This is a genomic window from Bradyrhizobium sp. CCBAU 21365 (genome assembly GCF_015291305.1).
Classification (GTDB): Bacteria; Pseudomonadota; Alphaproteobacteria; order Rhizobiales; family Xanthobacteraceae; genus Bradyrhizobium; species Bradyrhizobium elkanii.
In genome coordinates, this window is record NZ_CP030036.1 from 539769 (window position 1) to 551668 (window position 11900).

The 11900-nt window shown below is 66.3% G+C and carries 9 protein-coding genes; 2 read left to right on the plus strand and 7 right to left on the minus strand.

The window, feature by feature from the left end; translation table 11 throughout:
- Positions 1-338: 338 nt before the first annotated feature.
- Complete coding sequence (locus XI02_RS02520; RefSeq protein WP_018269425.1) at positions 339-1190, plus strand: caspase family protein; 852 nt, start codon at positions 339-341, stop codon at positions 1188-1190.
- Positions 1191-1359: 169 nt separating this feature from the next.
- On the opposite strand, the gene XI02_RS02525 is transcribed toward XI02_RS02520, so the two are convergent.
- The 6 genes from XI02_RS02525 to XI02_RS02550 form a co-directional block, all read right to left on the minus strand.
- Positions 1360-2238, minus strand: a complete 879-nt coding sequence (locus XI02_RS02525; RefSeq protein WP_172646062.1) for an efflux RND transporter periplasmic adaptor subunit — start codon at positions 2236-2238, stop codon at positions 1360-1362.
- Between the two features lie 7 nt (positions 2239-2245).
- Positions 2246-3157 carry an alpha/beta fold hydrolase gene (locus XI02_RS02530; RefSeq protein ID WP_172646061.1) on the minus strand — a complete coding sequence of 304 codons (912 nt, stop codon included), beginning with the start codon at positions 3155-3157 and terminating at the stop codon, positions 2246-2248.
- A gap of 957 nt (positions 3158-4114) precedes the next feature.
- Entirely contained in the window at positions 4115-4360 is a 246-nt protein-coding gene (locus tag XI02_RS02535) for a hypothetical protein (protein WP_038378389.1), read from the minus strand.
- Positions 4361-4515: 155 nt separating this feature from the next.
- Entirely contained in the window at positions 4516-4725 is a 210-nt protein-coding gene (locus XI02_RS02540; protein ID WP_018269429.1) for a cold-shock protein, read from the minus strand.
- Between the two features lie 419 nt (positions 4726-5144).
- Complete coding sequence (locus tag XI02_RS02545) at positions 5145-7592, minus strand: adenylate/guanylate cyclase domain-containing protein (protein ID WP_172646060.1); 2448 nt, start codon at positions 7590-7592, stop codon at positions 5145-5147.
- A gap of 135 nt (positions 7593-7727) precedes the next feature.
- Positions 7728-9788: an AsmA family protein gene (locus tag XI02_RS02550; protein ID WP_172646059.1), complete on the minus strand. Its 2061-nt coding sequence runs from the start codon at positions 9786-9788 to the stop codon at positions 7728-7730.
- A 214-nt stretch (positions 9789-10002) separates the two neighbouring features.
- Between XI02_RS02550 and XI02_RS02555 the strand changes: the two genes are divergently transcribed.
- Positions 10003-10677 (plus strand): Crp/Fnr family transcriptional regulator, encoded by a 675-nt coding sequence (locus XI02_RS02555; RefSeq protein WP_172646058.1) that lies wholly within the window; start codon positions 10003-10005, stop codon positions 10675-10677.
- 246 nt (positions 10678-10923) lie between these two features.
- Here XI02_RS02555 and XI02_RS02560 read toward each other — a convergent pair whose 3' ends face one another.
- Entirely contained in the window at positions 10924-11784 is an 861-nt protein-coding gene (locus XI02_RS02560) for a helix-turn-helix domain-containing protein (protein WP_016845952.1), read from the minus strand.
- Positions 11785-11900: the final 116 nt, after the last annotated feature.

An 11900-nucleotide genomic window follows, 5' to 3' on the forward strand; every position in this document is an offset into this window, starting at 1 on the left:
TTAACGCCGCCGCCCGACGGTGTTTCCAGTCGCTCTGCCCCAAACTCGCAAGCCTTTGGAAAGCTACATGAATCTCTACAAAACACAAATGTGACTGAGGTCACGTAACGGGATTTTAACGGCGTCAATGGCCTCTGCCGGGCGGCGGCATGCGGCAATTCAGGTTGCCCCGGGCGGCCGTCCGGGTTAAAGGAGCGTTTGTTGCAGCGCCGCAAATTGAGTTCAATTCAACGGCACACACAGCTCAACCCCATTAAACCTGAACGTCTTTGACGCGACTAACTGGCGCGATCTTCGCTTGAGCGCCATCGGGATAAGAATTGGGACTTAGGAACGCTATGGACCTTAGGCAGCTTCGCATTTCCCGCCGCACCATCGCCGTCTGCGTGGCGGTGGCCGGCACGGTGTCGCTGGCGATTGGCGCCCATGCCGCGCTCAACAAGCGCACCCTCGATGTCGCCAAGGGTGGCGACAAGGTCGTTGCCACCGAGCTGACCGGCAGCATTCCGACCGGCACCTCCCGCCTCGCGCTGATCATCGGCAACGGCCATTACCCGGACGCCGCGGCGCCGCTGGCCCAGCCGATCAACGATGCCCGCACCCTGTCGACGGCGCTGCGCCGCGAGGGCTTTGACGTCGACGTGGTCGAGGATGCGACCAAGGACGACATGTTCCGCGCGGTCGAGCGCATGAAGGCGAAAATTCGCCCCGACACCGTCGTGATGCTGTTCTTCGGCGGCTACGGCGTGCAGGTCGGCCGCGAGAGCTACATGATCCCGGTCGACGCCACGATCTGGAAGGAAGCCGACGTCAAGCGCACCGGCGTCAGCGTCGAGTCCGTGCTCGACGCGATGAAGGAGCGCGGCGCCAAGGCCAAGCTCGTCGTGCTCGATGCCTCGCGCCGCAATCCCTATGAGCGCCGCTTCCGCGCGTTCTCGCACGGTCTCGCGCCGATCAGCCCGCCGGAGAACACCATCGTGCTGAGCTCGGCGACGCCGGGCAAGGTTGCCGACGACAGCAAGGCGCCGAACAGCGTGCTGGTCTCCGAGTTGCTCAACAACCTCAACGCCCAGGCCGGCGCCGAAAGCGCGTTCAACAAGACCCGCGTCGCGATCTCGCGCGCCAGCGAAGGCGAGCAGGTGCCGAGCGTGTCGTCCTCGCTGCTGGAAGACATCAAGCTCGGCGGCTGAGGCACGCCGTCTCCTCAATGTCGTCCTGGCGAAAGCCAGGACCCATAACCACGACCGGTTATTGTGGCTCCGCGCTGTGGCCCCAGCGCAATCCTATTCGCGCATTCGTGGTTATGGGTCCCGGGTCGCGCTTCGCTTGCCCGGGACGACACTGTGGATGTAGCGCCGCCTACTTCGCATCCGCGCTCGCACCCACCGGCCGCACCGGATCGCCCTCGCGCAGCAGCGCGCCGGCGCGGGCGACGACGATGTCGCCTTCCTGGATGCCGTCGCGGATCTCGACCTGTCCCGCCGACATCAATCCGGTCTCGACCCGCCGCGTCTCGACGCGGCCGCCGCGCACCACCTGCACCACGGTGCCCGCGGTGGAATAGAGGATCGCGGTCAGCGGCACCGCGACGCCGCAGCTCTGTCCGGTCTTGATCTGGGCGCGGCCGGACGAATTCACCAGCAGCCGCTTGTTCGCGCCGATGCCGATGAAGACCTGGCCGAGCTGGCTGTTCGGCTCGACCGTCGGCGCGATCCGCCGCACCTTGCCGTCGAGATCGCCGGCGCCGAGGATCTTGAGCTGCGCCGTTTGCTCGGTCTTCAGCTTGGCGATGTCGCGGGTCGGCACCATGCCGACCAGATCGTACTCGCTCTTGGCGATGATCGAGAACAGCGCGTCCTTGCCCGATGCCGGGCTGCCTATGATCGCCGACGACGCCGAGATCGTGCCCGCCACCGGCGCCGTGACGTTGACCGAGTTGGTGCCGTCGGTCAGCTTCGCCAGCACCTGGCCGGCGGTGACGGTGTCGCCGGGATCGGCCATCACCTCCGCCACCTTCAAGCCGAAACGGTCGGGCCGGATCTGCTGCTCGTCGCGTGGCAGCACGATGCCGGAGACCTCCACGATATTGCCGAAGCAGAACTTTGCGGCCTTCAGCACCGTCACCGCCGCGCCCTTCGGCACAGCGTCGGCCTCGCCCGCGGCAAGCGCGGGAGAGGCCGCGAGCACGAGCAGCGCGGAGGCGGTGAGGGCTGAGGCGCGCGTGCGAGGCAAAATCATCGGCAAACTATTCCCAAAATGAGGGCCTCCTGAATACCAGATGCCGCCTGGCCGAGCCAGCCGGCTGCGCCGCGTCGGCCGGCCCCGCATCCGCCGTCAGCTCCAGCTTCGCCAGCTCCAAATTCGCCAGCTTCTGGGCGCGCCAGATGTGCCGCAGGATTTCCGGGTTGACCCGATCGGCATGCGTCACCGGCAGCATGTGGCCGGCGGCCGGCAGATGCCGCAGCTCGGCGCCATCGATCAGCGCGGCGAGTTTTGCGACAATGCGCTGCGTCACATAGGGCGACAGCCCGCCCGACAGCAGCAGCGTCGGCACCTTCAAGGCACGCGCGGCTTCCGCCACCCCGGCAAGATCGAGCGCGGCGTTGAAATCGCAAGGCAGCTTGTCGGCCTGCTCGATCATCCGCAGCCGCCCGCTCGGCGAGAACTGTTCGCGCGGCCCGGAGCCGGCCCAGAACGCGGTGAACGCCTCGACCGCCTCCAGCACGGCGCCGTCGACAATATCCTTTGAGACGACCTGCGCGATCCGCGCGAAGCGGTCGTACAGCCGCGCATCGGCAGGCGTATCGCGAAGCAACGTCGGAAGCACCGGCTCGATCAGCGTCAGGCTGCGAACGTGCTGCGCATAAGGCGAGGCGGTCGCCAGCCGAAACGCGATCGCCCCGCCATAGGAATGCCCGATCAGATGGATCGGCCCGTCGGCCTTGGCGAGCCAGGGCTCGAGCCGCGCGATCTCGCCATCCAGCGTCCGCGGCCAGTCGCGCCCGCAGGCGGCAACGCCATAGCCGGAAATATCCGGCGCCATGAACCGGTCGCCGCCGAGCGCTGCCGCAAGCTTGGTCCATTGCCGTCCCGACCCCAGCGAGCAGTGCAGCGCCACCACCGACGCCGCCGCGTGCGTCCCATCCAAACCCGTCATCAAACCCATCCTGCTTGTTCTTGTTGTCACAGGGCGCGCGTTCGCACGCGCCCGTCATGACGCGAGCGAGGTGGGGGATGGGTTATTCCTGGGGGGAGGCGCGGGAGGTCGTGATCGTGATTGGGGAGGCAACCAGATTCACTGGATGGTGATTTAAGGTTCGCGAAATTTCGCGGACATGAAAGCAAGCGCGGCTGTTGCCCCCAACTCACCTGTACAACTTCCCCCGTCCCGTCCGGCAAGAGGGGCGTATCGCGATCGTCACGAACGTGCGGCGGGATGCGGTGGACGCTGGCGGTGCGCGCGACGACGCGCGCTGATCGGCGGACGGCGAAGTCGTGTGGTTCTGGTGCCCCAGTGGCAGGTGCCTCGAGACACGAATGCGTTTTGCGAAGACGGTGACAAGAAAGCCCGGTCTCGCCGGGAAGAGCACGAATTAAGCCCTGACCCATTGCGCAGGGAAGGCCGGATGTTTCGGCTTCACCTGTGGTCCTACCTCCCTGATTTTTGCTGCACGGGACCCATGGGTGCAATCGGCGCCCGGCCTTCCCTTCGCCCTCTCACGATCATTGAAGGTGAGCTGATCGCTTCCCTCGGGCGCAACGCGCCGCGAGAGCGCGAGCGCGTCCGTTCGGCTGCTTAACAATGTTGATCGGGGACTAACGCGGCTCCGTCACCCTGAGGAGCGCGCTTTTGCAGCGTGTCTCGAAGGGGCGATGGCCCGGCTGGTGGCCGTGCATCCTTCGAAGCTCGCTGTGCTCGCACCTCCAGCGACAAAGGCGAAGCCTTTGCGCGGGGATGACGGAATTGCCATTGCGAGCAGCGATAGCGACGCGGCAATCCATGGTTCTGTGCATGCTGAAGCATGGATTGCGTCGCTTCGCTCGCAATGACGGGGGATGGAAGGCGGCTCATCGGCTGTAGCTGCAATCAAAACAGCTTCGCCACAGCGCAGCGTCAGCGCACGATGCGCTTGACCCGCTTGATAGTGCGCTTGGCGGCGGGCGCCGCCGCATCGGCTTCGGTCGCCGCTTCGGCCTCGCGCGCTTCGCGGAGCGCGCGGAGGCGTTCCATGTTCTTACGGATCGCGAGCGCGTCGCGCTCGACCTCGGCCATGGCGCGCGCGCCTTCCTCGGCCGCCAGTCGCTGGCGGTCGGCTCGCGCAAGGCTTTCGGGTGATGGGTCGGGCTTTCTCGCGGTCATCGGCATCCTCTCAAGATACGCAAAAACCCGCCCAATCCGATGCGGACCGGGCGGGTCGCGACGTCATTCCAGTACATCCGTGGAATGACGAGGGCACGATCCCTTGTGGCAAACGCGAAACGCGTTTGCGCGAAGATCATGCCCAGGCAAGAGCTTCAGACGATCTGAAGGTTCTCGGCGCTGGTCTTGCCGCGCATCTTGTCGGTCTTCAGCTCGAACGAAACCTTCTGGCCTTCAGCCAGGCCGGACAAACCGGCGCGCTCGACGGCGCTGATGTGAACGAACACATCCTTGCTGCCATCGCTCGGCTCGATGAAACCAAAGCCCTTCTGGCCGTTGAACCACTTCACAGTACCTGTCGGCATTCTCTTCTCCAAAACGCGCATATGCGCAGGTGTTGCGCAGGATTGCGCACCATCGATTGAACTCACGATGTCTTTGGAGGAGGGCCGTTCTGACCATTCAACAAGGCACAACGGCTAATCGAATGTCGCAAATATACACACTTTCCGCGCGAATGCAAGGTTTGGCGGTAGCGGGTTCCCGCTGGGAGACGGGGCGGACGGCCTCTCATCCGCAATCAGGCTAGTCCTGCAGCGATGCTCTCAAGCCGTCACCCCCGCGCAAAGGCTTCGCCTTTGTCGCTGGAGGTGCGAGCGGAGCGAGCCTCGAAGGGTCGACGGCCACCAGTCGGGCCGTGCATCCTTCGAGGCTCGCCGAAGAGGCTCGCACCACAGGATGACGGGTTTGTCCTAGCTAGCACCCGGTGACGTGCGTGCGTCGCTCATTCCGCCGCCGCCTCCGCTGACGGCTCGCCCTTCCAGCGCAAAATCTCCGCGGCCAGGATGGGATGATTGAATCCCTTCAGCACGAGGTCGTCGATGGCGCGGCCGTCGACGCAAGCCTCGACCATGCCGTAGACGCGGCGGCTCACCACGATCTGGCCGGCCTTGGCCTCGCCGCACAGGCGGGAGGCGAGGTTGGTGACGCTGCCGATCGCGGCATATTCCAGCCGCTGCTCGAAGCCGACCTGGCCGAGCGTGGCATAGCCGAGCGCAATGCCGATGCCGAAGCCGAGACTGTGGCCGCGGTTGCGCCACTTCTCGGTCAGCGGGCCGACCGTGTCGCGCATCTCCACCGCCATCTTCACGGCGCGCGCGGTGTGGTCGGCGAGCTGGATCGGCGCGTTGAACAGGATCATCACGCCGTCGCCGGCATATTTGTCGAGCGTGCCTTCGTATTTGAAGATCAGCTTGCCGAGCGCGGCGTGATACTCGCGCAGCACGTTCATCGCCTCTTCCGGCTCGGTCGCCTCGGTGAAGGCGGTGAAGCCGCGCAGGTCGCAGAACACCACGGTGACCTCGCGGCGGTGGCTGTCGAGCAGGCCCTCGGGATTGTCGGACGAGGCGATCAGCTGCGCCACCTGCGGCGCCAGGAAGCGCTCGAGCCTTCGGATGCGCTCGATCTCGCCGAGCTGGGTCTCGACCCGCTGCTCCAGCGACTTGTTCCAGTCCTTGAGCGCTTCAGTCTGCTCGCGCAGCTTGTCGGCCTGCTCGCGCACGGTGGCGTTGGCCTCTTCCAGCGCGTGGCTCTTCTGGTCGACCTCGGTGAACAGCCGCGCGTTGCGCATCGCCAGCACCGCCTGGTGCGCGAAGGTCTTCATCAGGCCGATCAGGCTCGCCGGGAAATCGCCGGCCGCCTTGCGCAGCACCACCAGCGCGCCGAGCACGCCCTGCTGGTCGACCAGCGGCACCACCAGCACGGAGCGGAAGCCGGCGCCGGCCACGACATCGCGCAGCGGATGATCGGGCGGATAATCGGTACTTGTCGTGAGATCGGGAAACGCCAGCGGCTCGCCCTTCGCGGCGGCCTCGCCGAGCGGGCTGTTCGCCGCATCGATCGCGCGATGACGGCCCTCGGCCTTGCCGTCGATGCCGATCGCTTGCGTCAGGTTGAACGTACGCTGCGCGGCGTCATAGCCATAGATCAGCACGGCGTCGGCATGGGTGATCTCGAGCGCGCGGGCGCCGACCGTTGGCAGCACGGCGGCAAGATCAAGCGAGGACGCCACCGCGCGGCCGACCTCCTCCAGCACCTTCAGCTCGTTGATCGATTGCGCGAGGTCGCGGGTGCGCTCCTTCACCTTGGCCTCGAGGTCGGAATAGGTCTCGGCAAGCTGGCTGGCCATGCTGTTGAACTGGCCGGCGAGCTCCTCCAGCTCATCCGATGTCTTCACCTCGATGCGATGGCCGAAATCGCCGGCCCCTAACCGCCGCGCGCCGGTGCGCAGCGCCGTGATCGGCTCCAGCATGCGCCGCGCCAGAATCGTGCCGGCGATGATCGCGACCACGAGGCCGAGCGCGATCAAGAGCGCGATGCGTACCAGCTGGTCGCGGATCGGCGACAGCGCCTGCGCGGTCGGCTGCTCATAGAACACGTGCCAGCCGAGGTTCGGCGCGGCGGTTGCCGTCGTCAGCACCGCGCTGCCGTCGACATCCTTGCCGGAGGCGATCGGCCTGCCGCCCGGCGACAGCACGGCGGCGACCTGCGGCAGCGCGGCGAGGTCCTTGCCGACCTCGGGGCCCTTCGACGAGCTCGCCAGCACGCGGCCCTTGCCGTCGACGACATAGGCATGAGCGAGCCGGCCGACCTGGGAATCGCCGAAATAGTCATTGAGGAAGCGCAGGTCGATCTCGGCCATGGTGACGCCGGCATTGAAGCCGGAATGCTGCTCGCCGATCGACATGAACGGCCGCCCGTCGCGAAAATAGGCCGGCGCATAGGCGGTGCCGCGGGCGATGGTCTCGGTGAACCTGATATCGCGGGAGAAGTCGGCGTTGGAATTGACGGTGGTGGTCTGGCGCGACAGCCGCAGCATTTCCCGGCCCTGGCCGCTGATCAAGGTGAGCTGGCTCACCGCCGGCACCTGGCCGAGCAATTGCGCGTAGTCGGCGCGGCGCAGCTCGATCGTGTTGGAGGAGGCGCGGGTCACCCAGGAGATCTGGCGCTCGAGGTCGGAGATCGCCTGCTCGATGCGCTTGGCGGTGGCATCCGCCTTCTCGCTCATCGCGTCCGTCAGCGTGCCCTTGATGCCGCGGTAGCTGATCCAGGTCTCGAGCGCGCCGTTGACCGCGAGCACGAACACGACGAGGCCGACCAGCGCGAGGACATATTTGGCGAACAGGCCGCCGCGCAGGAACCAGTTCTTGCCCTCGTCCGTAGCCGCGTTCATCCAGCCTCGTCCGCCCCCTCGCATCAATCGGGTGCGCCGCATGATCCGCCGCTGTTTAGCACGGATCGGCGAGGCGGGGCGGCCGCTCGGGCCGCATGGTTAGCCCTTCATATCGGCGGGGGAGATCCGGGAATATCAGCGATTGAACAGCTGACGCAGCACGTCCTTCATCGCCGGACTGTCGTGCGGCTCGGCGGTCTCGCCGGGCGGCGGGGGTGGCGGCGGGGCTTGGTCGGGGGCCGGCGGCGCGTCCGCCTCGGGCTTGGCCAGGCTGCGGCTCGGCCGCGATGCGTTGCCCTGGTTGAGGGTGGAGAGGCCCTGCTGCAGCAAATTGCCGATGGTGTCGCCAAGCTGCCCGCCGAGCGGGTTGCTCTGGCCGGCGGCGCCGCCCGGTGGCTGACTTGTGCCCGGCTGCGCGCCGCCGCCCTGCACGCCGTCGAGGAGATTGGTCAGCCCGTTGAGGCCTTCACTCAGCCCCTGGCCGTTCGCCCCGAACAGGCCCTTGCCCATCCCCTTGAGCTTGGCATAGGCCGCCTGCGGATTGTCGAGGATGCCCTGCATCTCCGGATAGATCCGCGGCGATACCCAGGGCCCCTCGAGCATCACGGGGATGCCGAGGCCGACCGGATCGCCGGCGCGGCCCTGGCCTTCGGTGGTCATCACGAGCTGCGGCTCGACGCGGAACCCGATCTGGCGGGTGTTGAGGTCGATGGTGCCGACCCCGGTCATCTTCACCAGCGGGCCGATCAGATTGAGATCGGTGGTGACGGCCTGCCCCTTGTCGACCTTGAACGAGGCCGAGAGCTGGCTGAGATCGGTCGACAGCTCCTGGCTCGCCTGCCAGCCCGACAAGGTGCTGGTGGTGAGGCTCCGGATCATCTGCGCCACGTTGAGGCCGAGGATCTTGCCGTCCTGGAACACGACGAAGGCGGTGCCGGCGAGATTGCCGACGATGGCGCGCTCGCTGCCGCCTTGCGAGGTCAGCGCGATCTTGGCCTGCATCCTGCCGTCGAGCTTGTCGAACTCGGCGAGGCTCCTCAGCACCGGCAGCGCGCGCGCCCCGGCGAGGTCGAGCCGCAGCGCGTAGGTTGGATTCGTAGCTCGCGCGTCGATGGTGACGTCGCCATTGGCGGTGCCCTCATAGGCGCCGAGATTGGCGAGCCGGCCCTTCAGCACGCCGCTGTCGATCGACGCGTCGATCGCCGCCTGCGCAAAGCGGCCGTCGCCGATCACAAGCTCTGTCGCCGAGATGCGCGCCTGCGCGTCGACATAGTTGAGCCCGGCAAGGTCGATCGACGCGTTGCTCCAGGTATTGGTGCCGAGCGGCTGCGTGGAGCCGGACTGGCCCGGCGGCATCGCGATCGCAATGCGCTGGAAGTCGAGGTCGAGCTTCACCAGCGGCTTGTTGCTGGCGAAATCGACCGAGGCCCAGCCGGTGAAGCCGCCATCGCCGAGCGTGCCGGACACGCCGTTGAACATCACCACCGTGCCGTTCAACCGCGCGTCCGCATTCGCCTTGATCGCCGCGGGCAACAGGCCGGGCGCATCGATGCTGAATTCGGCCGGCACGCTCTGACGCTCCAGCGGCGCTTGCGGCGCGGTCGCGCGGATCTCGAACCTTAGCGGCTTGTCGCCGGCCTGTGCGTCACCCGTCACGACGATCTTGCGGTCGTCGCCGATCGTCGCGTCCGCGTTGAGCGTCTCGATCCGGTTCTCGACCCGGTCGCGCACATTGGAGAAGACAATGGTTCCGCCGCTGATGCTGACATGCCGGATCGTGATGCCGCTGGCATCGGAGGCGGAGGATTTCGCCGGCGGATTGTGGTCGCGGGTGCGCTCGCGCTGCAGCGGCAGGTTGATCACCGGCTTGACGATCGCGAGGTCGGTGATGTCGGGCTGGCCCGACCACAGGCTCGACAGCGTCATCTCGGCCTCGACGCTGCTGGCCGCGAACCGGTTGTTGACGTCGCGCCCCCGCGGATCCTGCAACACGACGTCGCTCAGCGTCAGATTGACCCTCGGCCAGAGGCCGATCTTGGCGCCGCCATTGATGGTGAGCTTGTAGCCGGTCTCGCGCTCGACCCGGTCGGTGATCGCAGATGTGAGGAACGAGGACGGGATCCCGACCGCTGCGACCAGCGCGATGATCACGATCACGGCAGCGATGGCGGCCCCGGCGAATTTCAGTGCTCTCATGTCGTTGTTCCAGGCCGGGCAAGCGGAGTTCCGCCGCAGAAAGACACGGCCGATCACACGAGTTTATCCCGCAAACGGGATCTCGCTCCAATGACCGGAAAAATAATCCGTTACCGCATGAACTTATGTGACCTCTCACACACTCTAATGAGGGTGATTTTTGCTAACCGGGCATCAGGGGATCGCTCGGATGGATTTGGAAGGCAGCAGTACAATGAGCAAACAGGCCGAATTTGCGGTCATTCTGAAGATGAATCCCATGTTCGCCGATCTCGGTGCGGACGAATTGCAGCGGCTTTCCGGCCTCTGCCACACCCAGCAGCTCGCGACCGGCGAGGTGCTGTTCCAGAAAGGCGATTCCGGCGATGCCCTGTTTGGGGTCCGCCGCGGCCAGATCCGGATCGAGACCGGTGCCTCCGACGGCAGCCGGCTCACACTGAACTTCATGGGATCCGGCGACCTGTTCGGCGAGGTCGCCGTGCTCGACGGTCAGGACCGCACCGCGGATGCGACCGCGGGCGAGCCCAGCGAATTATTCGTGCTGCGGCGGCAGGATTTCCTCGGCTTCCTCGAGCGCGAGCCGAAGGTTGCGGTCAGGCTGATCGAATTGCTGTGCCAGCGCATCCGCTGGCAGAGCGAGCGGATGGAAGAATCCGTGCTGCAGCCATTGCCGGTCCGCCTCGCACGGCGGCTATGCGCGCTGGCCGAGGATTTCGGTTCCGAGGTGCACATCTCGCAGGAACAGCTCGGCATCTTCGTCGGCGCCGCGCGCGAAAGCGTCAACCGGCAGCTGCAGACCTGGCGCAGGGACGGCATCGTCGACCTGCAGCGCGGCCGGATCATGCTGCACAACATGACCAAGCTGACCGCGGTTGCGCGCAACGACTGAAGCGGACCGCATGCAACGCGCGCGCGAAGGTGAGATTTTCTCGCGCGCTTTGCCTGCGAATGTTGACGCACTCCTGCCTAAAAGACGTGCTTGCATGATGAGGCCGGTACCGCTTTCATCCGGCCGCCGGTCCTTGGGGTGACACCCAGCCTTGCTGGCCTCACGCCATCCACCTGCAAACCCCTGCGGTCTCTCCCGTTGACCGCAGGGGTTTTGCGTTCCGGCAGATGCGTGACGCGAATTCGCCTACCGCATCACCACTTCGGGATCGGCCCAGCGCAGATACTGGCGCGGCGCGGCGCCGAGCTCGCGCTTGAACATCGCGGCGAAGGCGCTCGGGCTTTCATAGCCGACGTCGAGCGCTACGCAGGTGACGGCCTCGCCGGCGCCGAGCCGCGCCAGCGCTTCGAGCAGCCGCACCCGCTGGCGCCAGGCCGCAAAACTCTGGCCGGTCTCGCGCCGGAACAGACGCGTCAACGTCCGCCGGCTGAGCTGGCAGCGATCGGCCCATTCGTCGAGCGTGAGATCGGAACTCGGATCGACCAGCACGGCCTCGCAGATCGCGGCGAGCCGCGGATCGGGCGGCACCTGCACATGCAGCGACACTTCCGGCATCCTGCCGATCTCGTCGAGCAGGAAATCGACCAGCCGGCCGTCGCGTCCTTCCGGATCGTAACGGGTCGGCATGTGCACCGCTTCTTCCATCAACGCTTCGACCAGCGCGGAGACCCTGATCAGGCGGCATGTCGCCGGAGCATTCCTGATGCGGTCAGGCGTGACATAGATGGTCTGGATCTCGACCTCGCCCCAGGCCCGCGACTGGTGCGCGACGCCGGCCGGAATCCACAGACCGTGGCCGGGCGGCACGACGAAATGGCCGCGCTCGGTCATCATCGAGGTGACGCCCGCGGTCTGCAGGATGAATTGATCGCGTCGGTGCGCGTGCCGCGCGCTGGTGCTTTCGTTCGGATAGGAGGCCGCCATCGCCGCGAGCGGCCGTTCGACCTGTTGCAGTTGTCCGGCATAGTGCGCGGCGGCTGCGGGACCCGATTGCTTGCGGCAGACGCGCAAGCCGGTGGTGTCATTTCGTCGCGCTGCGACTTTCAAGTGTCGTGAGCTCCTGATCGATCGTCGTTTTCGCAGGGTGCTCATGCATCTTCCGGGCCACTTGGCCCGATCGCGATGGTTGTTGTCCCTCTTCAGGTAGCGCGGGATATGGCGTT